The following is a 24,916-nucleotide window of genomic DNA, read 5'->3' as shown; positions in this document are numbered from 1 at the left end:
CGGCCGGCGGACGGCGAAACACCGGGAACGAGCGCGCGGTGACGTGTCCATCTGGCGGGCGGCCGGGCGGCGGTCCTCCGCGCCCGGCCGCCCCGTTCGGGGACGCGCCCCGCCGCCCTACTTCGGCGGCATCAGCACGGTGTCGATGATGTACACGGTGGCGTTGGCGGTCTGCACGTTCCCGCAGACGACGCTCGCCTCGTCGCCCACCTTGAAGCTCTCACCGGAGCCGCTGGTGGTGACCATGCCGCCCTGGAGCGTCTTGAAGCTGTTGGACGCCAGGCCGCTCGGCGCGACCCGCTCCCCGACGACGTGATAGGTGAGGATGGCCGTCAGCGTCTTCTTGTCGGCGAGGACCTTCGCCAGGGTGGCCTTCGGGATCTTCTCGAACGCCTGGTTGGTCGGCGCGAACACGGTGACGTCCTTCGCCGAGTTGAGCGTGTCGACCAGGCCCGCCTTCTTCACGGCCGTCACCAGCGTCGACAGCGCCGGGTTGTTGGACGCGGCGGTGGCGACGGGGTCGGTGGCCATGCCGGTGAAGCTGCCCTTGCCCGTGGCGGGGACCGCCGAGCAGGCGGGGCCGAACGGCTTGCCCGCCTCCGGCGAGGCGGCGGCCGGCGTCTGGGCGGCCGTGGCCGGCGGCGCCCCGGCGGCGTTGCCGTCTCCGTCGCCGTCTCCGGAGCAGGCGGTGAGCGCGGCGGTCAGGGCCGCCGCGGTCAGGACGCCGGCGGCGATGCGGTTGCGGTACATGTGGGTTCCTCCTCTGGGTGGGACTTTCAGGACGATGTGCGCGCGCGGTCAGGTCACGGTGACCACCACCGAATGCCGGCCGGTGGCCCCGTCGGGGAAGGGCGGGACGCGGTCCGCGGGCTGCGTCGCGCCCGTCCCGTCGGTGGCGCGGACGCGCAGGGTGTGGGAGCCGGGGGTGGCGTCCCACTCGGCGACCCACTGCCGCCAGGTGTCCAGGCCCGGCACGGGCGCCAGCCGCGCCTGCCGCCAGGGGCCGTCGTCGACCTGCCACTCGACGGCGTCGACGCCGCGGTGCTGGGCCCAGGCGGTCCCGGCGACCGCGACGCGCCCGGCCCGGACGCGCGCCAGCGGCTTCGGCACGTCGATCCGCGAGAAGGTCTTGACCGGCGCCCGCTCCGCGTAGCCGCGCCGCGTCCAGTACGCCCGGTCGGCGGCGAAGCGGGTGACCTTGAGATCGACGACCCACTTGGTCGCCGAGACGTACCCGTACAGGCCGGGGACGACCAGCCGCGCCGGGAAGCCGTGCGCGACCGGCAGCGGCTCGCCGTTCATGCCGACGGCGAGCAGGGCGTCCCGTCCGTCGAGCACGGCCGCCAGGGGCGTCGACAGCGTCATGCCGTCCGCCGACCGGGACAGGATCTGGTCGGCCCCGGCCCGCACGCCCGCCCGGCGCAGCAGCGCCGCCAGCGGCGTGCCGAGCCAGCGGGCGTTCCCGGCCAGGTCCCCGCCGACCTGGTTCGACACGCACGCCAGCGTGATGTCGCGCTCCGCGAGCGGCTGTGCCAGCAGCTCCTCGAACGTCAGCTCGACGGGCCGGTCCACCATCCCGTGGATCCGCAGCGTCCAGGCGCGCGGATCGACCTGCGGCAGCGTGAGCGCGGTGTCGACGCGGTAGAAGTCCCGGTTGGGCGTCCGGAACGCCGTCATCCCGGGGATCCGCACCTGCGCCCCGGGCGGGACGTCCGTCGCCGGGCTGGCCGGGGCGGGCAGCCGCACCTCCGCCCGCGCCGCCGAGACGTCCTCGCGGCGCAGCAGGAGCCGTCCCGCGACCCCGCCCGCCGCCGCCGCGCCCAGGACGCCCGCGCCGATCAGCAGCATCCGCCGCCGTCCGTCGTCGGCGGCGTCGTTCTGCGGGTCGTCGGGCTGCGTCTTGTCAGGTCGCGGGCCGTCGGATCGGGCGGGGCGCCGCGCGGCGCGGATGAGGAGCGCCAGAGCGGCCGTGCCCGCGACCGCGCCGACGATGGCGGGGACCGCGTCCATGAGACCCGCCGCAGGCCGCGTCAACGCCGCGGTTACGCCGACCAGCCCGAACGCCGCCATCGCGGCGAGACCCCAACGCGGCCTGCGCCGCGCGAGAAGGCCGACCCCGAGCGCCGCGACGGTGATCCCGGCGCCGAGCCCGATCAGCAGGGCGGTCTTGTCGTCGTCACCGAACCGCCGGATCGCGAAGTCCTTCAGCCACACCGGCGTCAGGTCGATGAAGGCCGCCCCCACGGCGAGCGGCGGCGAGGACCCCGCCCGGCCGAGCGCGCCCGCCACCAGCTCCGCCGCGCCGAGCGCGGCCGCCGCCGCGAGGACGCCGCACGCTGCGGCCCATCGTCTGCCTGTCACGACCTGTGTTCGGGGCCGCACGCTCAGCGGATGGGTGCGACTTCTGAACGACGCCAGATAGGCCGCGACCAGGTCCGCGACTCCTGACCCAAACCGGCACACCGCTGCCCGCCATCGGCACATCGCGCCGATGACTTTCGGGTAGGCCGCTGGTCTGCCCTACATCGCACGCTACGAAGGGGGAGTCATGACCGACCTGCGTGGGCTGCTGGAGGGCCATGTCGCCGACGGCTCGGTTCCGGGCGCGGTGGGCCTGGTCGCCCGGGGCGACGACGTGGAGGTGGCCGCCGTCGGCGCGCTGGCCGTCGGCGGCGCCCCGATGACCGAGGACGCGATCTTCCGCTTCGCCTCGATCACCAAGCCGATCGTCGCGGCGGCCGTCATGACGCTCGTCGACGAGGGCCGGATCGCGCTCGGCGACCCGGTGGACCGGTGGCTGCCGGAGCTGGCGAACCCCCGCGTCGTCCGGACCCCGGACGCCCCGGCCGAGGACGTGGTCCCCGCCGCCCGGCCGATCACCGTCCAGGACGTGCTCGACTCCCGCGCGGGCTACGGCTTCGCCTCCGACTTCACGCTGCCCGCCGTCCAGAGGCTGTTCTCCGTGCAGAAGGACGGCCGCGAGCCGGCGGGCTTCCCCGCGCCGGACCAGTGGATGGCCGACCTCGCCCAGGTCCCGCTCCTGTACCACCCGGGCGAGGCGTGGCTGTACGACACCTGCTCCACCCTCCAGGGCGTGCTGATCACCCGGGTCACCGGCAGGCCGCTGCCCGATTTCCTCGCCGACCGGCTGTTCGATCCGCTGGGCATGGCGGACACCGCCTTCGAGGTGCCGCCCGGCAAACGCGACCGTTTCACCAGCTCCTACCGGATCGGCCCGGAGGGCGGCCTGACACTGGCCGACGGTCCCGACGGGCAGTGGAGCACCCTGCCGAAGTTCCCGCTGGGCAACGGCGGCCTGGTGGGGACGGCCCGTGACTGGCTCGCGTTCGGCCGGATGCTGCTCGCCGGCGGCACGGCCCCCGACGGCCGCCGCGTGCTATCGCCCGCGTCCGTGCGGCTGATGACCACCGACAACACCACCCCCCGGCAGCGCGAGATCGGCGACCTCTTCCTGGAGGGCCAGGGCTGGGGCTTCGGCGGCGCGGTCGACATCGCCCCGATCGACCCGTGGAACGTGCCCGGACGGTACGGCTGGGTCGGCGGGACGGGGACGACGGCGCACATCGTCCCGTCCACCGGCACGGTGACCGTCCTGCTCGCCCAGGTCGCCACCGACGGCCCGGTCCCGCACACGTGGATGCAGGACTTCTGGCGATACGCCGCCGCTCGCTGACCCTCGTCCCGAGCCGGGCGGCGGGCCCATGCCCAAGGGGTCGGCCCGCCGATGCCGGAGGAGATCAGGCGGGCTCCGCCCCGGTGATGTAGTGGGACATCGCCTCGGGGTCGCTCGGCAGGCCGTGGCCGCCGACGAGCATGCTGAAGTTGCCGAAGGCCATCCCGTCGAGCCGCCACGTCGCGGGGGAGCCCGCGAGGGCGATGACGAGCCGCCGCTGGCGTTCGTCCAGGTCGGAGAAAGGGGTCCCGGCGGGCAGCGGGTCCGGGAACACCATTTCCAGCAGCGTCTCCGCGACCGGCAGCGCCTCGATCCCCGACACCCGCGGCAGGCGGGCCAGCAGGGCGGCGAAGGAGCCGTCGGCGTACGCCTCGCCCAGCAGCGGCAGCGACCGCGCCGCGTAGCCGCGCAGATCGCCGTCGAGGAACGGGACGGCCTCGTGCGGCCCGCCGTCCCTGCCGACCCATCCGTGCAGCTCGGCGGCGGCGCCGGGACCCGCGTCCCCGCCACGGAACCGCGCCAGTCCGATGGCGGCGCCCCAGCGCACCAGGTCGCGCGGGTCGTCCAGCGCGCTCTCCAGCACCTGGCCGGTCTCTTGTGGGGGGACGACCCCCCACACCCCCCGGAAGGGGTCTTTCTCCGCGGAGTCGAGCAGGGCGAGCGCCACCAGGGCGGTGGCGGCGACGGCCGGGTCCGGGTCGTCCGCGGCCGCTACCAGCACGGGCCTGCTCTCCGCGGCGGCCTCCGGGAACCAGGCGAGGACGTGGACGGCGGCCGTGCGCACCCCGGCGTCGGCGTCGGCGGCCAGGGAGCGGATCAGCGGCAACCCGGCGCGTACCGCGTCGTAGGCTGCCAGCGCGACGTACGCGCCGAGCCGTCCGTCGTCGTCGGGGTCGAGCGTCTGCATGTAGGCGAAGAGGGCGGGCTCGGTCTCCCAGTCGTCCTCCTCCTCGTCTTCTACGTCTTCATCGTCTTCGTCCGTGTAGGCCCTGCCGGCGGCGAGCAGGTCCTCTCCGCCGACGGCGGCGGCGCGATGCTCGGCGATCGGGTAGCCGGCGGGCAGGTACTCCTCGCCGTAACCCACGGCCAGGCACGTGAGCAGGCCGAGGATCGACGCCCTGTCGGGTGTCTCCGGATCGGTGAGCGTCTCCAGGAGGAACGGGACCGCGTGAGCGCTGGCCTCGTAGCGGGTGCCCTGGTGGAAGATGTTCCCGTACAGCTCGCCCAGGCCCTTGGCCCGTACGTCCGGATCGGCCGAGAGCAGCAGGCGGATCTGGCCGGGCACATCGGCGGCGTACCCGTAGGCGTGGGTCAGACCGGCCCAGTCGACGGTGTCGAGTCTCTCCAGCGCGGCTCTCTCCAGCATGGCCCCGAGCGTGGCACGCCCGGCACGGGCGCGGTGGATATTCACGAGCAAAGGGTGAGAAACGCTCCTGGGCGGTCGTTCCGTAAGCCGTGGACGCGCGTGCGACGGCCGACGCCCGCCCCCGTCACAGGTCGCGGATCTTGGTCCCCGGCCTCCAGCCGAGCATGCGGGAGATGCCGAGGCCGCTGGCGATCACCGACGGGAGCACGGCCCGGTGGTTCACCGACCCGGCCCGCACCACGACCGACAGCGCCGCCACGACGCGGCCGTCGCCGTCCACGATCCGCGTCGCGATCGAGTCGGCGCCGGCGGTCAGCTCGCCCCGGACCCCGGCGTTGCCCGTGCGGCGGCAGTCGGCGAGCTCGCTGCGCAGGGCGCCCGGGTCGACCGTCGTCCGCGGCGTGTAGCGGCGCAGCCTTCCGGCGAGCACCCGGTCGATGAGCTCGGCGCCGCCGTGGGCCAGGACCACCTTGCCCACCCCCGAGCAGTGCAGCGGCAGCCTGCCCCCCACCTGGGAGACCAGCTCCGGTGCCTTCGGCGCGGACAGCCTCTCGATGATCACGGCCTCCGTGCCCTCCAGGACGGCCAGCTGCACGTGCTGGTGGAGCGCCGTGTAGAGGTCCTCCATGAAGGGCTGCGCCTGGGTGCGCAGCGACTCGGTGAGCGGCGCCAGCGTGCCGAGCTGCCACAGCCGCAGCCCGATCGTGAACCGCCCGTCGTGCCGGCGGGTCAGCGCGCCGACGCCGGTGAGCTCCATGGCCAGCCGCCGGACGGTCGCGTGCGGCAGCCCCGTCCTGCGCACCAGGTCGGCGAGGCTGAGGACGCTCTGGTCGGGCTGGAAGGCGAACAGCACCTCCAGGAGGCGGGAGCTCACGCTCCTCCCGGGCTCGCTCGTCCGAGGCATACGGGGAACCTCCTTGTCGGCTGACCTGCGATGGTAGCCCACGATGTTCATAGGATGGCCATCTCCACGCCGTGAAGGCGGCCGGACGGGCAGCATGTCGTCGTCAGCTTGGACGCGGGGACGATCGCGGGAGTCGGGAACTCAGATGCTCGGGGCGAAGGTCAGGACACCGGAGATCGCGATCCTCGGCGGCGGGATCGGGGGCCTCGCGGCCGCCGCCTTCCTGCACCGCGCGGGCCTCCGCAGCACGGTGTACGAGCAGGCGCCGGTGCTGAAGGAGGTCGGCGCGGGGCTCGTGGTGGCGCCCAACGCCGCCCGCCTGCTGCGCCGGCTCGGCGTCATGGGCCCGCTGCTGCGCAGCGCCGTCCGGCTGGACGTCGGCTGGGAGTTCCGGCGCTGGCAGGACGGCACGATCCTGTCCGCCGAGGACCTCGCGACGGCCTGCGAGCGGCTCTACGGCGAGCACACCTACACCGTGCACCGCGCCGACCTGCTGGAGGTCATCCGGCGCGCCGTCCCCGAGGGCACGGTCCGGCTCGGCAGGCGCTGCACGGAGGTCACCGTGCGGGACGGGCGCCCGTCGATGCGGTTCGACGACGGCGAGGTGGCCGGGGCGGACGTCGTCATCGGCGCGGACGGCGTCCACTCGGTGGTCCGGGGCGTCGTCGCCGACCCCCGGCCGGCCGCGTTCTCCGGCCTGTGCGCGTTCCGCGCCCTGGTGCCGGGCGACCGCGCGCCGTCGTTCGCCCGGCGGCGCGCGCAGACCCTGTGGATCGGTCCAGGCCACCACCTGGTGCATTACCCCATCTCCGAGGGCCGGTTCGTGAACCTCGTGGCCTTCGCCCCGGCGGGCGACGACTCGGTGGAGTCGTGGACGGCGCGGGCGACGGTCGGGGAGTTCCTCCGCGAGTTCGAGGGGTGGGACCCGCGGCTCGTCGACCTCATCCGCGCCGCCGAGACGCCGGGCCGGTGGGCGCTGCTGGACCGCGCGCCGCTGCCGCGCTGGAGCCGGGGGCCGGTGACGCTCCTCGGCGACGCCGCGCACCCCATGTTCCCGTTCTTCGCGCAGGGCGCCGCGCAGGCGATCGAGGACGCGGCCGTCCTGTCCCGCTGCCTGGCCGAGGACGCCGCCGACCCGGCCCGGGCGCTGCGGCGCTACGAGGCGCTGCGCCTGCCCCGCACGACCCGGCTGCAGGCGGTCAGCCACGCGCGCTCTGACATCAACCACCTTCCCGACGGACCCGGGCAGCGGGCCCGTGACACGTCCTTCACCGAGACCGACCCGCTGGTCACCAACGGCTGGATCTACGAGTACGACCCCGACGTCGCGATGGCCGCCGAGCCCGCCGCGGGCTGACCGCCCGCGCCGGCAACCGAAGGAGATCCCATGACCGCCACCGATGACGCGCGTCCCGGCGCGCCGGCCGGCCGCACGAGCGAACTGTTCATCGGGGGCCGCTGGAGCGCCGCCGAGAAGGGCCGGACCGTCCTGACCAGGTCGGAGCTGACCGGCAAGCCCATCGCCGAGGTCGCCGCGGCGTCGGCCGGGGACGTCCGGCGGGCCGTGGAGGCCGCCGAGGACGGGTTCGCGACGTGGGCCGGGTGGCCCCCCGCGCGGCGGCGCGAGGTCCTGGAGCGCGCGGCGGCCCTGTTCGCTGAGCGGGCCGACGCGCTCGCGTCGCTGATGTGCCTGGAGATGGGCGCGGCGCGGCCGTGGTGCGAGTTCAACGTGTCCGTCGCCCGGGGGATGCTCGCCGAGGCCGCCGCCCAGGCGTACTCGGCCATCGGGGAGGTGATCCCCTCGGACGTGCCGGGACTCACCGCGCTGGGGGTGCGCCAGCCGGCCGGCGTGGTGGCCGGCATCGCCCCCTGGAACGCGCCACTGATCCTCGGCGTGCGCGCGCTGGCGATGCCGCTGGCGTACGGGAACACGGTGGTGCTCAAGTCGTCCGAGCAGGTCCCGTGCACGCAGGCGGCGATCGTGGAGGTGCTGCACGACGCGGGCGCGCCGCCCGGCGCGGTCAACCTGGTCAGCAACGCCCCGGAGGACGCGCCGGAGATCGTGGAGGCCCTCGTCGCCCACCCCGCCGTCACGCGGGTGAACTTCACCGGCTCCACCCGGGTGGGGCGGATCATCGCCGAGATCGCGGGACGGCACCTCACCCGGACCGTGCTGGAGCTCGGCGGGAAGGCGCCGATGCTCGTCCTCGCCGACGCCGACGTGCCCGCCGCCGTCGACGCCGCGGTCTTCGGCGCGTTCCTGAACCAGGGGCAGGTCTGCATGTCGACCGAGCGTCTGATCGTCGACCGCGCGGTCGCCGGCGACGTCGCCGCGCGGCTCGCCGTCCGGGCCGCGGCCCTGGTCGTGGGGCCGCCCGACGACCCGTCGACCCAGCTCGGGCCGATGGTGAACCGGGCGGCCAGGGACCGCCTGCTGGAGCTGGTCGACGACGCCCGGGAGAAGGGCGCCGAGGTGCTGGCGGGCGGTGACGCGGAGGGGCTGTACATGCGGCCGACCGTGCTGCGGGGCGTGACGCCCGCGATGCGGGTCTACTCCGAGGAGTCCTTCGGCCCGCTGCTGTCGATCATCGAGGTGGACGGGACGGACCGGGCGGTCGAGGTCGCCAACGACACCGAGTACGGCCTGTCCGCGGCGGTGTTCGGCCGGGACGCCGCGACCGCGCTGGACCTGGCCCGGCGCGTCCGCTCGGGGATCTGCCACGTCAACGGGCCGACCGTGCACGACGAGCCGGGGATGCCGTTCGGGGGAGTCGGCGCGAGCGGGTGGGGGCGGTTCGGGTCGCGCGCCGCGCTGGAGGAGTTCACCGAGCTGCGGTGGATCACCGTCCAGTCCGGCCCGCGGCACTACCCCTTCTGAGAGACGACCCCCGGCCGGGCGATCGCGCCCCGCCGGGGGGCCAGGACGGGCCGCCGGGGGAACGGGCCGTCCATTCAATGGACTTGGCGTCGGCCGCTCCCGATGTCCGAGCGAGGAGAGAGCGATGGCCTTCGACGACCCCGGCCCGGAACGCGCGCGCGGCGCGCGCCGGGTGCTCGCGATCTGCTGGGCGACCGTCGTGTTCGACGGGTACGACCTGATCACCTACGGCACCGTGGTGCCGAGCCTGCTGCGCCACCGGGCGTGGGACCTCACCGCCGCCGAGGTGGGGCGGATCGGCAGCCTCGCGCTGGCCGGGATGCTGGTCGGCGCGCTGGTGGTGGGCACGCTCACCGACCTCGTCGGCCGCCGCCGGATCATGCTGTGCTGCCTGGTCTGGTTCTCCGTCGCGATGCCGCTCACCGGCCTCGCCCCCGACCCCTGGACCTTCGGGCTCCTGCGCTTCGTGACCGGGCTCGGCCTCGGCGGGGTCGTCCCCACGGCGATCGCGCTGACGATCGAGTACGCCCCCGCCGCGCGCCGCCAGCTCTACAACGCGCTGATGTTCTCCGGCTACTCGGCCGGCGGGGTGCTCGCCGCCCTGACCGCCCTCGTCGTGCTCCCGTCCGCCGGGTTCCGCGTCATGTTCTTCCTCGGCGCGGCGCCGCTGGTGCTCGTCGTGCCCGCCGCCTACAAGCTGCTCCCGGAATCCGTCGCCTACCTCGCCGCGCGCCGCGGCGCGGGGACGGCGGCGGCCCCGCGCGCGGGCGCCCCGTTCGGGACGCGCGGTTTCGAGTCGATCCGCTGCCTGTTCTCCCGCCGCAACCTCCCCAAGACCCTGCTGTTCTGGCTGATCTCGCTGATCGGCCTGCTGCTGGTCTACGGCCTCAACACCTGGCTGCCCGAGCTGATGCGCGACAACGGCTACTCGATGGGCTCGTCGCTGACGTTCCTCCTGGTCTTCAACGCCGGCGCGGTGGCGGGGGTGATCGCCGCGGCGGCCCTGGCCGACCGTGTCGGCGAGCGCGCCGTGGTCTGCGGGGCGTTCGCGGTCGCCGCCGTGTCGGTGCTGCTGTTCGCCACCCGGCCGTCGGTCGCGCCGCTGCTGGCCCTCACGGCCGTCGCCGGGTTCGGCGCGAACAGCCAGACCATGGTCAACGCCCTCGTCGGCGGCCACTACCCCCCGGCGGCGCGCGCGACCGCGCTCGGCTGGGCGCTGGCGGTCGGCCGGATCGGCGCGATCATCGGCCCCGTCTTCGGCGGCCTCGTCGTGACCGCCGTGCAGGACGGCGTGCTCGGGCCGAACTGGCATTTCTACGCGTTCGCCATCCCGGCCGTGATCGCCGCGGGCCTGGTGCTGCTCGTACCCCGGCGGCGGGCGGTGGACGCCGTCGCGGTCCCGATGCCCCACCACCGGCGAGCCAGCGAAGGGTGACGATGATGCAGGATCGATCAGCGGAGGGGCGGCCCGCCGTTCCCACCGTTCCCGCCGTTCCCACCGTGCGCGACGCCGCGTTCGAGGTGCTGCGGCGCCTCGGGCTGACGACCGTCTTCGGCAATCCCGGATCGACCGAGATCCCGTTCCTGACCGGCCTGCCCGGCGACATGACCTTCCGGCTGGCGCTGCACGAGGGCCCGGTCGTCGGGCTGGCCACCGGCTGGGCGCTCGCCCGGGACCGTCCGGCCCTGGTGAACCTGCACACGACCGCCGGGCTCGGGAACGCCGTGGCGGCGCTGGCCACCGCCCGCGCCAACCGGGCGCCGCTGGTGGTCCTCGTGGGCCAGCAGGACCGCCGCCACCTCGCGCACGATCCGTTCCTCGCGGGCAGGCTGGCCGGTCTCGCCGGGGAGTACCCCGTGTGGACGCACCAGCCCGTGCGGGCGCAGGACGTGCCCGGCGCCCTCGCGCGCGCCCACCACGAGGCCGTCACCGCCCGTGGCCCGGCGCTGGTCGCGGTCCCCATGGACGACTGGGACGCACCCGCCGGCCCCGGCCGCGACGCCGCCCCGGTGGCCGTGTGCCGGCCGCGGGTACCGGGCGGCGAGGGCGCCGCGCGGATCGCCGAGTCGCTCGGCGCGTCCCGCGCGCCCGTGATCGTCGCCGGTGCGGGCGCGGACGACCCCGGCACGTGGGACGCGCTGGCCGCGCTCGCGGGCCGGCTGGGCGCGCCCGTCTGGCAAGAGCCGTTCGGCGCGCGTGCGGGCTTCCCGCAGGACCACCCGGCGTTCGCCGGTCACCTGCCGCCCGGACGCTCCGCGCTGCGCGCCGCGCTCGCCGCCCACGACGTCCTGCTGGTCGTCGGCGCCCCGGTGTTCCGCCAGTACCCGCGCGAGCCGGGGGACCTGGTGCCCGACGGCATGCGGGTCCTCCAGGTGACGCCCTACCCGGACGAGGCGCACAACAGCGTCGCCGACCTGGCGGTCATCGCGGACCCGGCGGAGGTGTGCCGCGAGGTCGCGGGACGGATCTCCCCACGGGAGGCGGCGTGGCCGGGCCGCGCCCCGGTGGCGCCCGCGGAGGTGCCGGCACCGGGCGGGCCGCTGCGCCCGGCGCACGTGTTCGACCTCCTCGCACGGCTCCTCCCCGCCGACGCGGTCCTGGTCGAGGAGACCCCGTCCAGCCGCCCCGAGCTCCACCGCCGCGTGCCCGCCCGGGCGCCGCTGGGTTTCCTCAGCGCCGCCGCGGGCGGGCTGGGCTTCGGGCTTCCGGCCGCCGCCGGCGTGAAGCTCGGCGCCCCGCACCGGCCGGTCATCGCGGTCCTGGGCGACGGCTCGTCGCTGTACGGGATCCAGGGGCTGTGGAGCGCGGCGCACTACGGGGCCGGGGTGCTGTTCGTGGTCCTCGCGAACGGCGGCTACGCGATCATGGACCGGCTCGCCGAGCAGGCTGGTCACGCCGCGCCGCCGTGGCCGTCGTTCGGGGAGGTCCGCGTGTCCGCGATCGCCGAGGGCCTCGGCTGCCCGGCCCGGCGGATCACCTCGTACGGGGAGCTGGAACGGGTTTTGGCCGAGGTGGTGCCGGGCCTTGCCGGGCGGGACGCGCCCCTGCTGCTGGACGTCGAGGTCGCGGCCGACCCGGCCTACGGATGACGGGCTCTCGGGCCGCGATAAGAGCGCGAGAGAACGGCGAATTCCCAGCGAAGCCGCCACGGCCGTCCATTCAACGGACCTGCTGACGCGCTACCGGGGCGGCGGCTCCTAGGCTGCTCGAAACGGCCGGGCAGTGACATTGATCACGTGCCCGGATCGGGCAAATACATTCCGGACGAGAGTGTTTCCGCCGGTAATTCTCGAATATCAAAGGAGTGCGGATATGAAGGTATTCGATGTACGGGGGATCACGGAGGGCGTCGACGCGGCGCTCGCGGTGGCCGGCGACCCGCGGCACCGCCACATGCTGAAGAACTACCGCAGGCACGCGCTGCTGGAGGTGTCCGGCCACTGGGAGGACATCCTGGTCCCGGCGATGACCGTCGCCCACCCGCTCTACCGGCTCACCGAGCGCGGCAGGACGCTGGTGTGCGACGGCATGGAGGAGGTCAGGGCCTTCTACAAGGAGATCGTCGAGAGCGGGTCGAACGTCTTCGGCGCGCTGGAGGAGAAGGTCGCCGTCTCCGACTACGGCATCTTCATCGAGGCCGTCTTCGCCCAGATCGTCCGGGGCACCGACGCCGCGCTCGCCGGCGAGGACGTCGACCCCGACGGCACCTACCAGGTCTCGCACCGGTTCGCCGCGACCTGGCCCTACCGCGACGGCCTGCTGGTGGGCGAGTTCATCTACGACGACACCGGCAGCTGGCGCGTCGACGAGGTGGACCCGTCGGCGCTCATGTCGCCCGCCGACGCGCGGGAGGCCCTGGCGCCCTTCCTGGAGCAGAGCCCGCTCTCCGAGATCGAAGACGGCCTGCGCCTGTTCAAGGAATAGTCGCCCGCGCCCCACGGCACCCACGGAAGGGAAGTCGAGATGACGACGACCGACGATCACGGCGGCGGGAACGGGTCCGCCCGCCCCTACGTCGATATCCACGCGCATTTCACACCGCCGAGCACCGAGGAAGAGCGGGTGCGCTCCTGGCAGGCGATGCTGGGTAAGGGGATTTACTTCCGCGAACCGCCCGAATGGTCGCTGGAACGCACCCTGGCATATATGGACGCGTCCGGCACCGCCATGCAGATGCTGAGCAACGTCCCCGCGAGCCTGCCCGCCCTCCGCGCGACGAACGACTATGGCGCGATCCTCGTGGCGGATCATCCGTCGCGGTTCGGGCTCCTGGCCGCGCTGCCCACGGACGATCCGTCCGCGGCGGTGGAGGAGGCCCGCCGGGCGCGCGAGGTCCTCGACGCCGACGGCTTCGCGGTGACGACCGCCTACAACGGCGTCCACCTGGGGGACGAGTCCCTGTCGCCGCTGTGGGAGCTGCTCGACGACTGGGCGGCCGTGGTGTTCGTCCACCCGGACGCGCGGCGGCCGGCGGTCCTCGACCATCCCGCCCCGCTGTACGAGGTGGCCTTCGACACCGCGCGGACGGTGTTCGACATGATCTTCAGGAAGACGTTCGCGCGGTACCCGAACATCACCTTCGTGGTCGCCCACTGCGGCGGCGCCTTCCCCGCGCTGACGGGGCGGCTCCGCCTGCTGGGGAACGAGTCGTGGGTCCCGCAGGGGATCACGCCCGAGGACATCGACGCCCAGGCGTCCTCGCTCTACGTCGACACGGCGGCCACGGCCTTCACGCAGTCCCTGCTGCCCGCGAAGACGACGGTCGGGGCCGGGCACATCGTCTACGGCAGCGACTGGGGCGCCCCCTGCACCACCGAGGCGACCGCCGAGGAGAACCGCGCGAGCCTCCTGCGGTGCGGCGCGCTGTCCCCCGCCGAGGCGGGCGATGTGCGGGGGCGGGCCCTCGACCTGTTCCCGCGTGCGGCGCGGCGTATCGCCGACGCCGCGGTACCGGCCGGAGAGATCACGCTCTGAAGGGTCGGGGCGGCCCGCGGCCGCCGCGATCGAAGCTCCCCACCCGAGTGACCGCGTGTCTTCGACGCGCCCATCGATGTCCCATTCCAGCGGGCGCAGGCCCGCTGGTCGAACCACCTCATGGGGAGTCCGTCATGTCCGTCTCCAGTTCGTCCCGCGGCCGAGATCTCGGCGACACGGGCGCCGACCGGCAGAACACACTCGTCCTGATCATGTTCTTCGCGGCGGGGATCGTGTTCCTCGACCGGTTCGGGATCACCTTCCTCTTCCCGCAGATCGGCGGGGACCTGCATCTCAACCACAGCCAGCTCGGCTCGCTGGTCTCGGTCACCGCCGTGGCGTGGGCGATCTCCAGCCTGATCTTCTCCGTCCTGTCGGACCGCTTCGGCGGCAGGACGAAGTGGATGATCGTCGGGAGCCTGGTCCTGTTCTCCAGCGCGGTCGGCCTGATCGGGCTGGCACCGAACTACGGGACGATGCTGCTGCTCCGCGCGGTCATCGGCTTCTGTGAGGGGCCCGCGCTGCCCCTGATCCAGGGCGCGGTCGCCCGGGCGTCCTCGCCGGGGCGGCGCGGGCGCAACATGGGCGTCGTCATCGCCGGGACGCTGCTCATCGGCAGCGCGCTGGCGCCGGGCATCATGATCGGCCTGGCCTCGGCGCTCGGCTGGCGGCTCGCCTTCCCGCTCGTCGCGATCCCGGGCATCGTCGTCGCGGTCCTAGTGGCGGTCCTCATGCGCGAGGACGGCTCGTCCGGCGCGGACGCCCCGCGCGTCAAGGCCCGCGACTTCCGCCTCGTCCTGGCCAACCGCAACGTCCCGCTGGCGCTCGTCGGCACGACCGTCTGCATCGGCGCCAACATCGGCTTCGGCACGTTCGCGCCCACCTACCTCAGCGAGGAGGGGATCTCCCGCGGCACCGCGACGCTCGTTCTCACGGTGTACGGCTGCATCATCGCGCTCGGGAGCGTCATCACCCCCGCGGTGTCGGACCGCGTCGGGCGCAAGCCGGCCCTGTTCGCGGCGGCGGTCTGCAGCGGGCTCGTGCCGGTGTTCTTCGTCCTGTTCGCCCATTCGGTGCCCCTCCTCCTCGCGTCGCTGCTCGTCGGCCTGATGGCGGGCGGATCGCTCACCCTCGTCACCTACGTGATCCCCGGCGAGTCGGTGCCGCGTGAGCTGATGGCCACGGCGTTCGCCCTCCAGATCGCCGTGGGGGAGACCATCGGCGGGGCGCTCGGCCCCCAGCTCGGCGGTGCGATCGCCGACGCGACCGGCAGCCTGAGCAACGCGCTGCTGCTGTACGGGGCCGCGCCCGTCCTGCTCGCCGTGGTGGCCCTGCTGATCCGCGAGACCGCCCCGCGCCTCGGTGAGAAGGCACCCGCCCCCGCGGCCCACGAGGCGAGCGGCGAGGCTGCCCTGTCCTGACCGGCCCCGCCATGACGAAGTCCCGGCCCGGACGGTCCACATCACTGCGGACCGTCCGGGCCGGGACCGTGGGGGGTGGGTCAGCTGTTCTCAGGGAAACCGAGGTCGAGCCCCCGGCGTGCGGGCTCGGGCCAGCGGCTGGTGACCACCTTGCCGCGGGTGAAGAAGTGCACGCCCTCGGTGCCGTGGGCGTGCGTGTCACCGAAGAGCGACTTCTTCCAGCCGCCGAAGCTGTAGTAGGCCATCGGCACCGGGACGGGCACGTTGACGCCGACCATGCCGGCCTCGACCTCGTTCTGGAAGCGCCGGGCCGCGCCGCCGTCGCCGGTGAAGACGCAGGCGCCGTTCCCGTAGGGATTGGCGTTGATGAGCGCCATGGCCTCGTCGTAGGAGGCCACCCGGACGACCGACAGCACCGGCCCGAAGATCTCGTCGGTGTAGACCTCCATGCCGGGGGTGACGTGGTCGAGGAGGGTCGGGCCGAGCCAGAAGCCGCCCGCCGCGCCGTCGGGCTCGACGTCGCGGCCGTCCAGCACGACCGTGGCCCCGGCCTTCTCGCCGGAGGCGATATACCCGGCCACCTTGTCGCGGTGCTGCGCGGTCACCAGCGGGCCCATGTCGCAGGAGCGGGTGCCGTCGCCGGTCCTGATGGCGGCGGCCCGCTCGGCGATCCTCGGGACGAGCCGGTCGGCGACGTCGCCGACGGCGACCACCACGCTGACCGCCATGCAGCGCTCCCCGGCGGAGCCGAACCCGGCGTTGACGGCCGCGTCGGCGGTGACGTCGAGGTCGGCGTCGGGCAGGACGAGCATGTGGTTCTTCGCGCCGCCGAGCGCCTGCACGCGCTTGCCGTGCGCGCTCGCGGTGGAGTACACGTACTCGGCGATCGGGGTGGACCCGACGAACGAGACGGCCTTGACGTCCGGGTGCGTGAGCAGTTCGTCGACCGCCGCCTTCCCGCCCTGCAGGACGGTGAACACGCCGGGCGGCAGGCCCGCCTCCGCCCACAGCTCCGCCATCCACAGCGATGCCGACGGGTCCTTCTCGCTGGGCTTGAGCACCACCGTGTTGCCCGCGGCGATCGCGATCGGGAAGAACCACAGGGGCACCATCGCCGGGAAGTTGAACGGCGTGATGATCCCCACCGGCCCGAGCGGCTGCCGGATCGAGGCGAGGTCGACGTTCGTCGAGGCGTTCTCCGTCATCGCGCCCTTGAGCAGGTGCGGCATCCCGCACGCGAACTCGACGACCTCCTGGCCGCGGCTGATCTCGCCGAGCGCGTCGTCGAGCACCTTGCCGTGCTCGGCGGTGATCAGCCGCGCCAGCTCCGGCTTGCGCCGCTCCAGCAGCTCCCGGAAGCGGAAGACGATCCGGGTGCGCCGGGTGAGGGACAGGTCCCGCCAGGCGGGGAAGGCGGCCTTCGCCGAGGTGATCGCGACGCGGGCGTCGGCGGTGTCCGCCAGCGAGACGCGGCCGGTGACCTCGCCCGTCGCCGGGTCGGTCACGGCCGCGGTGTTCCCGCTGGAACCGGCGAACTCCTTGCCGTCGACCCAGTGCCGGATCTCGCGGACGTCGCCGGACGGGGCGCTCATGCGTCCTCCCCGGTCCCGGACGGCGCACCGTCCGCGGGCACGTCCAGCAGATCGCCGAGGAGCCCGGTCAGCTCGGACACGGCGGCGTCCGCGGCGGGGGACAGGCCGGGCATCCCGAAGAACGGGTGGATGAGGCCCGGGTAGACGCGCAGGTCGGTGGGCACGCCCGCCTCCAGGAGCCGCGCGGCGTAGACGGTCCCGTCGTCGCGCAGCGGGTCGAAGCCGGCCACGCCGACGACCGCCGGGGCGACCCCGGACAGGACGGACGCCAGCGCCGGCGACACGAGCGGGTCCTCCGCCAGGGTGTCGTCGTCGCCGAGGTAGAGCATCCGGATGACGGCGAGGTCGTCGCGGGTGAGGAAGTAGCCGTCGGCGTTCTCGGCGACGGACGGGTACTGGCGCGCGAAGTTCGTCACCGGGGAGGCCAGCAGCTGGCCCGCCACGGGGATGCCCGCGTCGCGGGCCCGCAGCGCCGTCACCGTCGCGAGGTTGGCGCCGGAGCTCTCCCCGGCGAGGCCGATGCGCGTGAGGTCGCCGCCGAGGTCGCCGATGGCGTCGTGGACCCAGCACAGCGCGTTCATCGCGTCCTCGACCGCGGCCGGGAACGGGTTCTCGGGCGCGAGCCGGTAGTCGACGGAGACCACCCAGGCGCCGAGGTCGTGCGCGAGCCTGCGGGCGACGTCCTGCATGAGGTGGGCGCTGCCCATGACGAAGCCGCCGGGATGGAAGTACAGCACGGTGGGGACGGGTCCCGGTCCCGTCCCGGCGACGTGCGGCTGGACGACCTTGAGCCGCAGCCCGCCGACGACGACGTCGTCGACGCTCTTGACGGGGGCGAACGACGCGGGGTCCCAGTTCCCCTCGATCGCGCCGCGCATGCGCTCGCGCATCTCGGCGGGGGTTCCGGCGAAGCCGGGCGGGACGCCGGCGGACCGGAGCGCGGACAGGAACCCGGCGACGGCGGGGTCGAGTGACATGGTGGCCTTTCGGATGTCGATGGTGGTCGTGCGGGTGTGGTCGTGCGGGGCGGGCGGGTCGTGCGGGTGCCCGGGTCAGCCGCCCAGGAGGCGGTCGTGGGAGGCCAGCGCGAGGTCCCGGGCACGGCCGAGCACGCCGCCGTCGAGGGCGCCGCCGCGCTTGCGGACGATGCCGTCGATCAGGACGGTGTCGACGTTGCCGGGATGCGCGGCGGACACCAGCGCGGCCACCGGGTCGGTGACCGGGAACAGGTTGGGATCGGTCGCGCGGACGAGGACGACGTCCGCGCGCTTGCCGGCGGTCAGGCTGCCGACGCGGTCGCCGAGCCCCAGCGCGTCGGCGCCGCCCTGGGTGGCCATCGCGAAGACCTCGGCGACGCCGAAGGGCTCCAGCTTGCCGGTGTAGCGCGAGCGGCCCTCGGCGAGCTGGCTGCGGTGGGCGGCCAGGCCCGCGCGCATCTGGGTGAACAGGTCGGCGGCGCCGTGGGTCTCGGTGTCGGTGCTCAGGCCCGCTGTGATCCCGAAGGCGCGGACGCGGTCGATCGGGGTGTGGCCGATGCCGGGGAACGCCTGCTCGTGCTGCGGGGCGAGCGCCACCGTCCCGCCGCTGTCGGCGATCATTCGGAACTCGTCGTCGGCGCATTCGCTGCAGTGCACGAAGTTCAGGTCGGGGCCCAGCAGGCCCGCGCGGTCCAGTTGCGTGATGGCGGCCATCGCGCCGAACTCGGGACCGCAGCCCATGTGGATGGACACGCGGATGCCGAGGTCGCGCGCCATGGCCAGGTCGGCGCGGGTCGCCTCCAGCGTGGACAGCTCCGGGCCGCGCCCGGCCAGGTGCAGGGTGACCAGGGCGTCGTCGTCGGGCAGCAGCTCGCGGCGGATCCGCCGGACGTCGACGGTGTGCGGCCGGTCGCTGCCCATGATCCACGCCGGCAGGTCGACCAGCGGCCAGCCGTGCCCGAACACCGCGCGGACGCCGCTGTCGCGCAGCGCGGCGATGGCCTGGTCGCCGTGCTCCGGCGAGTTCTGGACGTGCGACCAGTCCATCAGCGTCGTGGTGCCGGCGTCGATGGCCGACAGGGCGCCGAGCAGGTTCCCGGCGTAGACGTCCTCCGGGCGGTACCGCGCGCCGAGCCTGCCGAACATCTCCCCGAAGTAGGTCTGGAGGTCGAGTTCGGTGCAGCGGTGCCGGACGGCGGACTGCCAGGTGTGCTTGTGGGTGTCGACGAGCCCCGGGAAGACGATCATGTCGCGGGCGTCGATCACCTCGGCGCCGTCGCCGGACAGGCCGGGCCCGACACCGGTGATGACGCCGTCCTCGATCAGGACGTCGCATCCGGTGAGCGTGCCGACGGCCGGGTCGCCGGTGACGACCCAGCCGCCTTGGATGAGGATGCGCCGTGGCGCGTGTTCCGTCATGTCCACTCCTCGGGTCATGCGTGTTCGGGCTGCCTGCGGACGCCGGCGGTGTCCGCCCGGGACGCCCCGGACGCCCGGGCCGTCCCGGCGGTGTCCGCCGTCGCGGCCGCCGGGGACGGCGAGGCGGCGTCCTGCCGCGTGGCCTCCCGGTAGGCGGCCGTGACCTCCTCGTCGGTGGGCCGCATCGCCCAGGCGCGCGCCACGTAGGCGTCGGGGCGGATCAGCACCGCGGCGGCTCCGAAGTCGCGCGCCAGCGAGGCGGCGGAGGCCGTCACGGCGGTGATCGTGCCGGGCAGCGAGCGGGGGCCGTCCGGGCCGGGGACGTCGGCCAGGACGAACCCGGCGTCCTTGGCGACCTCGGTGTAGGACGACGCGCCCGGCGAGCCCGCGGGGGCCTCGACGGGGAAGTCGCTGACGCGGGTGCCGTCCGCGAGGTGCGCGTCGGAGTCGCGGTGGTAGGACGTGCCGAAGCCGCTCAGGCGGTTCCGCAGGATGGCGTTGACCTCGGGGATCGGCACCAGCTCCCTCTCCACGAAGTCCTTGAGCGCCATCCCGGCGGGGGAGAAGTCGAAGTGCAGGCCGCACTGCGTCGCGACGTCGTCCATCAGCGCCTTGAGCACCGGGTGCCGCTCGTCGTGGTAGGTGTCGAGCAGCGCGTCGGGGGCGCGGCCCGTGCCGACCCAGCCGAGCTTCCAGCCGAGGTTGAAGGCGTCCTGGATGCAGTAGTTCATGCCGATGCCGCTGGCGGGGTAGTGCACGCGGGTCGCCTCACCGGCGAGCAGCACCCGCCCGCGGCGGAACTCGGGGACCATGCGGTGCGCGTCGCCGTAGCGGGACAGCCAGCGCGCCGACGTGACGCCGAAGTCGTCGTCGAAGATCAGCCGCAGTGACTCGCGGACCTCCTCCATGGTGACCGGCTCGGTGTGCGGGACGTTCCGGCGGTGCTCGGCGACGATGATGAACCGGGTGATGCCCTTTCCGAAGGGGTAGGCGAGCACCCAGCCGTGCTCGTTGCGCTTCATCTGCATCGACGCCTGCCAGGGGAAGGCCAGGTCGGCGTCCACGGCCACGGCCGTCATCCGCGTCTTGCGGCCCTCGAAGGGGATCCCGGCCGTCTCGCGGACGAGGCTGCGCGCCCCGTCGGCCCCCACCAGGTAGGGCGCGGTGAACTCCACGACCTCCCCGGCGGTGTCGCGGGCGGTGACCCTGACGCCCTCGGCCGTCTCGGCGTGCCCGACGTAGGCGATCCCCCGGCGCAGGTCGGCGCCCTGCTCCACGGCCCATTCCGCGAGGAGGTGCTCGGTGGTCATCTGGGGCAGGATCAGCGCGTACGGGAACTTGCTGTCGAGCTGGTCGTAGCGCAGCCCGGTGAGGCCCGCGTAGATGTAGCGCGGCACCTCGTGGTCGGGCCGCCACCGCTCGGCCGCGGCCCGGAACCGGCCCATGAGGCCGCGGACGTCGAACAGCTCCAGCACGCGCGGCTGGATCACTCCGGCCCGCGAGTGGGTGTCCTCCGTGCGGCGCTCCAACACGACGACGCGGGCCCCGGCGCGCGCGGCCTCCGCCGCGACCGTCAGGCCCGCGGGACCGCCGCCGATGACGACGACGTCGGCGGATATGGCGCTGTTCGACATGTGCTGCCTCCACTGGAGCGACCGTTGTACGGCTACTTGACCGACATACGGTCATACCTATCGCGTTCCAGAAGCATGGGATGCGCGTGTGCGGGTGTCAAGTGTCGTGTTCATTCATTGTTCTACCCACTTGTTCTGCAAAGACAGAGCAAACAAGGTCAGCATCGAGAAAACGGACACTTGACCGTACAGCGGTCGAGCACCGTACTCTTGGCGGGAGGTGGCAAGGTAGCGATCCAGCCACCAGGGAAGGGAGCGACATGCCGCGCGAAGATGCCGGCCCGGACTTCATCGAGGCGCTGGCCCGTGGTCTCGACGTGCTCAGATGCTTCGGCCCGCACCGGGTGCCGATGTCCCTCACGGAGATCGCGAACGCGACCGGGCTGGCCCGGCCGACCGCCCGCCGCATCGTCCTGACGCTTGAGCACCTGGGGTACGTGCGCACCGCCCCCGAAGGGGTCGTCCTCACGCCGCGCGTCCTGGAGCTGGGCGTGGCCTACACGCTCTCGGCCGGGCTGTGGGAGGTCGCGCTCCCGCACCTGCGCGACCTGGTCGAGCAGACCGACCAGGCCGCCTCCGTCGCGGAGCTGGACGGCTCGGACATCATCTACGTCGCCCGGGTCGAGGTCCCCAAGGTCGTCGCCGTCAACGTCAAGGTCGGCACGCGCCTGCCGGCCGCCAGCACCGCGCTCGGCAAGGTCCTGCTGGCGTCCCTGGACGCCGAGGCCCTGCGCGCGGCGCTGGCCACCGCGCCGCGGTCGCCCGTCCGGCCTCACCGGCCGCGTCCGGCCGAGGAGGTCGAGGCGGAGCTGCGGGAGGTCCGCGCCCGCGGCTGGGCCTCGACCGACGGGGAGGTGGCGCCCGGGATCCGCTCGGTCGCCGCGCCCCTGCGCGACGGCGACGGCCGGACGGTCGCGGCGGTCAACGTCACCGCGATCGCCGCCGAGATCGGCCCGCGCGAGCTGATCGACGACCTGCTGCCCCTCCTGCTCCAGGCGACCGGCGCGATCGGCCGCGACTACGAGCTGATCCACGCCGCGCCCCAGCGCGCCGTGCGCAGATCCTGACACCGCACCGGAGATGATCATGATTCCAGACGGTCCCGCGGGCACCGCGGGCACGGCCGCCCCGGCCGGGCTGTTCAGCGAGGAACGCTCGGCCGAGGTGGTCGCGGCCAGCTTCGCCGCGACGCCGGACCCCCGCCTGCGCCGGGTCCTCACCTCGCTCGTGCGGCACCTGCACGACTTCGTCAAGGACGTCGGGCTCACCGAGCGGGAGTGGGCCGAGGCGATCGGCTTCCTCACCGAGACCGGGAAGACCTGCACGGACACCCGGCAGGAGTTCATCCTGCTCTCCGACGTCCTCGGCGCCTCGATGCTGGTCGAGACGATCAACAACCGGGCCGGCGGGGAGCTGACGGAGTCGACCGTGGAGGGCCCCTTCCACATGGTGGCCTCCCCGCCCCGCGAGCTCGGCGCCGACATCGCCGAGGACGGCAAGGGCACGCCGTGCCTGGTCACCGGCAGCGTGACGGGGCCCGGCGGCACGCCGGTCCCCGGCGCGACGATCGACGTCTGGCAGGCCAACGACGAGGGCTTCTACGACGTGCAGCAGCCCGATCTACAGCCCCCGCTGAACCTGCGCGGCCTCTTCACCGCCGACGGGGACGGGCGGTTCTGGTTCCGCTCGATCGTCCCCCGGTACTACCCGATCCCGCAGGACGGCCCGGTCGGCAGGCTGCTGCGGGCGACGTCCCGGCACCCCAACCGGCCCGCGCACATCCACTTCGAGGTGTCGGCACCCGGGTACCGGACCGTGACGACCCACCTGTTCGTCGCCGGGACCCCCTACATCGACTCCGACGCCGTGTTCGGGGTCAAGCCCAGCCTGGTGCGCGAGTTCCCCGAGGTCGACGACCCGGCCCGCGCGGCGGAGGCCGGCCTGCCCAACCCGTTCCGCACGGTGGACTTCGACGTCGTCCTCCGCGCCGATGGCACCGACGATGCCGACGGCACCGACGGCACCGACCAGGAAGTGTGACCATGTTCCAGACGTCCTTCTCCTACGACGCCCTGCCGATGCGGGTCCGGTTCGGGGCCGGTTCCGTCGCGTCCCTCCCCACCGAGGTCGAGCGGCTGGAGGCGCGCCGCGCCCTGGTGCTGTGCTCGCCCGAGCAGAAGCGGACGGGGGAGGCCATCGCGAACGCGCTGGGCGACCTGTCCGCGGGCGTGCTCGCCGAGGCGCGCATGCACGTCCCGGTCGAGGTGGCGCGGCACGCCCGCGACCGCGCCGCCGAGCTCGGCGCCGACGCCTGCGTGGCCGTCGGCGGCGGATCGGCGATCGGGCTCGGGAAGGCCATCGCGCTGGAGCACGACCTGCCGGTGATCGCCGTCCCCACCACCTACGCGGGCTCGGAGATGACCGCCGTCTGGGGGCTCACCGAGGACGGGCGCAAGCGGACCGGCAAGGACCCGCGGGTGCTGCCCGCGGGCGTCCTGTACGACCCCGAGCTCACCCTCGGCCTGCCGGTCGGCATGTCGGTGACCAGCGGGTTCAACGCCGTCGCCCACGCGGTCGAGGCACTGTACGCGCCCGACCGGTCCCCGATCATCTCGCTGATGGCCGAGGAGGGCGTGCGCGCGATGGCCGGGGCGCTCCCGGCCGTCGCCGCGGACGGGGGCGACCTGGACGCCCGCACGCAGGCCCTGTACGCGTCCTGGCTGTGCGGCGCGTGCCTCGGCGCCACGACGATGTCCCTGCACCACAAGCTGTGCCACGCGCTCGGCGGGACGCTCGACCTCCCGCACTCCGAGACCCACACGATCGTCCTGCCGTACGCGCTCGCCTACAACCAGCCCGCCGCGCCCGACGCGGCGGAGGCGCTGTCGCGGGCCCTCGCGGCGCCCGACCCCGCGCACCGCCTCTGGGACCTCGCGGGCTCCCTCGGCGCGCCGCGGTCGCTGCGCGATCTCGGCGTGGCCGAGGGCGACCTCGGTCCCCTCGCCCGGCAGGTCGTGGACGCCCCGTACGCCAACCCCGCGCCCGTCACCCTCGACGGCGTGACGCGCCTGCTCCGCGCCGCCTGGAACGGGGAGCCCCCGCGCGTCGAGCCCTGACCGGGACGGGGCCCGGGGCGTCCCTCACCCTCCGGGATACATGTCCAGCAGCGCGGCCCTGACCCTCGCGACCAGCGGTGACGGCTCCCCGGGCAGCGTGGCGACGGCCAGCCCCACGTCCACCCGGTCCCCGGCGAGCGGCCGGAACGCGACGCCGGGCAGGGACAGCAGGCGCACCGAGTCGGGCACCAGGGCGACCCCGAGCCCGGCGGCGACGAAGACCAGCAGCGTCGAGGTCTCCGCCACCTCCTGGACCAGCCGAGGGCGGTAGCCCGCGCGGCGGCACGCGTCGAGCACCGCGTCCCGGATCACCGACCGGTGCCGGGACGGGTAGCTCAGGAACTGCTCCTCGCGCAGGTTCCGGAGATCGACCTCCCCGCCGGCGGCGAGCGGATGGTCCCGGGGGAGCGCGACGATCAGCCGTTCCCGCCGCAGCGGGCGCACGTCCAGCTCGGTGTCGGGGATCGGCGTGCGCACCACGGCCAGGTCCAGCCTGCCGTCGTGCAGCGCGTCGACCTGGTCGGGGGTCAGCATCTCGCCCTTGAGGTCCAGTTCGACGTCCGGGAGGTCGGCGCGCAGCCTGCGGGCCAGGGCGGGCAGCACCGCGTAGGTCGCCGTGCCGATGAAGCCGATCGACACCCGGCCCGCCTCGCCCGCCGCGACCCGGACGGCCTCGGCCCGCGCCTCGTCCACCGCGGCCAAAATCGCCTTGGCGCGCGCGAGGAACCGCTCCCCGGCGGGGGTGAGCGCCACCCGCCGGGTCGACCGGTCGAGCAGCGTCACCCCGACTTCCCCCTCCAGCTTCTTGATCTGCAGGGACAGCGGCGGCTGCGCGATGTGCAGCCGCTCGGCCGCCCGCCCGAAGTGGCCCTCGTCCGCGACGGCGACGAAGTACCGCAGGCGCCGCAGCTCCATGCCCGCCACCCCTCTCATTCAGACC

At 74.1% G+C, this 24,916-nt stretch carries 20 protein-coding genes; 11 read left to right on the top strand and 9 right to left on the bottom strand.

The genetic code is table 11. The features are described 5' to 3' along the window. Positions 1-117 precede the first annotated feature (117 nt). Positions 118-750 carry a fasciclin domain-containing protein gene (locus AGRA3207_RS08965; protein WP_231334097.1) on the bottom strand — a complete coding sequence of 211 codons (633 nt, stop codon included), beginning with the start codon at positions 748-750 and terminating at the stop codon, positions 118-120. Between the two features lie 48 nt (positions 751-798). Further along, positions 799-2,361, bottom strand: a complete 1,563-nt coding sequence (locus AGRA3207_RS08960; RefSeq protein ID WP_231334096.1) for a molybdopterin-dependent oxidoreductase — start codon at positions 2,359-2,361, stop codon at positions 799-801. A gap of 187 nt (positions 2,362-2,548) precedes the next feature. Between AGRA3207_RS08960 and AGRA3207_RS08955 the strand changes: the two genes are divergently transcribed. Further along, positions 2,549-3,694, top strand: a complete 1,146-nt coding sequence (locus AGRA3207_RS08955; protein WP_231334095.1) for a serine hydrolase domain-containing protein — start codon at positions 2,549-2,551, stop codon at positions 3,692-3,694. A 64-nt stretch (positions 3,695-3,758) separates the two neighbouring features. Here AGRA3207_RS08955 and AGRA3207_RS08950 read toward each other — a convergent pair whose 3' ends face one another. Further along, positions 3,759-5,060 carry a HEAT repeat domain-containing protein gene (locus AGRA3207_RS08950; RefSeq protein WP_231334094.1) on the bottom strand — a complete coding sequence of 434 codons (1,302 nt, stop codon included), beginning with the start codon at positions 5,058-5,060 and terminating at the stop codon, positions 3,759-3,761. A 124-nt stretch (positions 5,061-5,184) separates the two neighbouring features. Continuing rightward, positions 5,185-5,934: an IclR family transcriptional regulator gene (locus AGRA3207_RS08945; protein ID WP_231334093.1), complete on the bottom strand. Its 750-nt coding sequence runs from the start codon at positions 5,932-5,934 to the stop codon at positions 5,185-5,187. A 175-nt stretch (positions 5,935-6,109) separates the two neighbouring features. Here AGRA3207_RS08945 and AGRA3207_RS08940 point away from each other — a divergent pair, with 175 nt between their 5' ends. The 7 genes from AGRA3207_RS08940 (at position 6,110) to AGRA3207_RS08910 (ending at position 15,238) form a co-directional block, all read left to right on the top strand. Continuing rightward, the gene (locus AGRA3207_RS08940; protein WP_231334092.1) at positions 6,110-7,321 is read left to right on the top strand and encodes an FAD-dependent monooxygenase; all 1,212 of its coding nucleotides are present in this window, start codon (positions 6,110-6,112) and stop codon (positions 7,319-7,321) included. Between the two features lie 30 nt (positions 7,322-7,351). Beyond that, on the top strand, positions 7,352-8,842 hold the full coding sequence (locus AGRA3207_RS08935) for an aldehyde dehydrogenase (RefSeq protein WP_231334091.1): 1,491 nt from the start codon (positions 7,352-7,354) through the stop codon (positions 8,840-8,842). A gap of 124 nt (positions 8,843-8,966) precedes the next feature. After that, the gene (locus AGRA3207_RS08930; RefSeq protein ID WP_231334090.1) at positions 8,967-10,277 is read left to right on the top strand and encodes an MFS transporter; all 1,311 of its coding nucleotides are present in this window, start codon (positions 8,967-8,969) and stop codon (positions 10,275-10,277) included. A 5-nt stretch (positions 10,278-10,282) separates the two neighbouring features. After that, positions 10,283-11,932, top strand: coding sequence for a thiamine pyrophosphate-dependent enzyme (locus AGRA3207_RS08925; RefSeq protein ID WP_231334089.1), 1,650 nt, complete (start codon positions 10,283-10,285; stop codon positions 11,930-11,932). Between the two features lie 223 nt (positions 11,933-12,155). Next, the gene (locus AGRA3207_RS08920) at positions 12,156-12,767 is read left to right on the top strand and encodes a hypothetical protein (protein WP_231334088.1); all 612 of its coding nucleotides are present in this window, start codon (positions 12,156-12,158) and stop codon (positions 12,765-12,767) included. A 39-nt stretch (positions 12,768-12,806) separates the two neighbouring features. Then, positions 12,807-13,817 (top strand): amidohydrolase family protein, encoded by a 1,011-nt coding sequence (locus AGRA3207_RS08915; protein WP_231334087.1) that lies wholly within the window; start codon positions 12,807-12,809, stop codon positions 13,815-13,817. 134 nt (positions 13,818-13,951) lie between these two features. Then, positions 13,952-15,238: an MFS transporter gene (locus AGRA3207_RS08910; RefSeq protein ID WP_231334086.1), complete on the top strand. Its 1,287-nt coding sequence runs from the start codon at positions 13,952-13,954 to the stop codon at positions 15,236-15,238. An 80-nt stretch (positions 15,239-15,318) separates the two neighbouring features. Here the strand turns inward: AGRA3207_RS08910 and AGRA3207_RS08905 are convergent, their stop codons facing one another. The 4 genes from AGRA3207_RS08905 to AGRA3207_RS08890 form a co-directional block, all read right to left on the bottom strand. Continuing rightward, positions 15,319-16,830, bottom strand: coding sequence for a CoA-acylating methylmalonate-semialdehyde dehydrogenase (locus AGRA3207_RS08905; RefSeq protein ID WP_231334085.1), 1,512 nt, complete (start codon positions 16,828-16,830; stop codon positions 15,319-15,321). Next, entirely contained in the window at positions 16,827-17,807 is a 981-nt protein-coding gene (locus AGRA3207_RS08900; protein WP_231334084.1) for an alpha/beta hydrolase, read from the bottom strand. Before AGRA3207_RS08900 ends, AGRA3207_RS08905 begins: the two co-directional genes overlap by 4 nt. A 75-nt stretch (positions 17,808-17,882) precedes the next feature. Further along, positions 17,883-19,226 (bottom strand): amidohydrolase family protein, encoded by a 1,344-nt coding sequence (locus AGRA3207_RS08895; RefSeq protein ID WP_231334083.1) that lies wholly within the window; start codon positions 19,224-19,226, stop codon positions 17,883-17,885. A gap of 14 nt (positions 19,227-19,240) precedes the next feature. Next, positions 19,241-20,860 carry an FAD-dependent oxidoreductase gene (locus AGRA3207_RS08890; protein WP_231334082.1) on the bottom strand — a complete coding sequence of 540 codons (1,620 nt, stop codon included), beginning with the start codon at positions 20,858-20,860 and terminating at the stop codon, positions 19,241-19,243. 260 nt (positions 20,861-21,120) lie between these two features. On the opposite strand from AGRA3207_RS08890, the gene AGRA3207_RS08885 reads away from it, so the two are divergent. From AGRA3207_RS08885 to AGRA3207_RS08875, 3 genes are read left to right on the top strand one after another with little or no spacing between them, the layout of a single operon-like run. After that, on the top strand, positions 21,121-21,927 hold the full coding sequence (locus tag AGRA3207_RS08885) for an IclR family transcriptional regulator domain-containing protein (protein ID WP_231334081.1): 807 nt from the start codon (positions 21,121-21,123) through the stop codon (positions 21,925-21,927). Positions 21,928-21,946: 19 nt separating this feature from the next. Beyond that, positions 21,947-22,900 carry an intradiol ring-cleavage dioxygenase gene (locus AGRA3207_RS08880; RefSeq protein ID WP_231334080.1) on the top strand — a complete coding sequence of 318 codons (954 nt, stop codon included), beginning with the start codon at positions 21,947-21,949 and terminating at the stop codon, positions 22,898-22,900. A 2-nt stretch (positions 22,901-22,902) separates the two neighbouring features. After that, positions 22,903-23,976: a maleylacetate reductase gene (locus AGRA3207_RS08875; RefSeq protein WP_231334079.1), complete on the top strand. Its 1,074-nt coding sequence runs from the start codon at positions 22,903-22,905 to the stop codon at positions 23,974-23,976. Positions 23,977-24,000: 24 nt separating this feature from the next. Here AGRA3207_RS08875 and AGRA3207_RS08870 read toward each other — a convergent pair whose 3' ends face one another. After that, complete coding sequence (locus AGRA3207_RS08870; RefSeq protein ID WP_231334078.1) at positions 24,001-24,891, bottom strand: LysR family transcriptional regulator; 891 nt, start codon at positions 24,889-24,891, stop codon at positions 24,001-24,003. Between the last annotated feature and the right edge of the window lie 25 nt (positions 24,892-24,916).

It is taken from the genome of Actinomadura graeca (assembly GCF_019175365.1).
Classification (GTDB): domain Bacteria; phylum Actinomycetota; class Actinomycetes; order Streptosporangiales; family Streptosporangiaceae; genus Spirillospora; species Spirillospora graeca.
The sequence above is the reverse complement of the archived record's forward strand: the minus strand, read 5'-3'. Positions and strand labels throughout refer to the sequence as shown.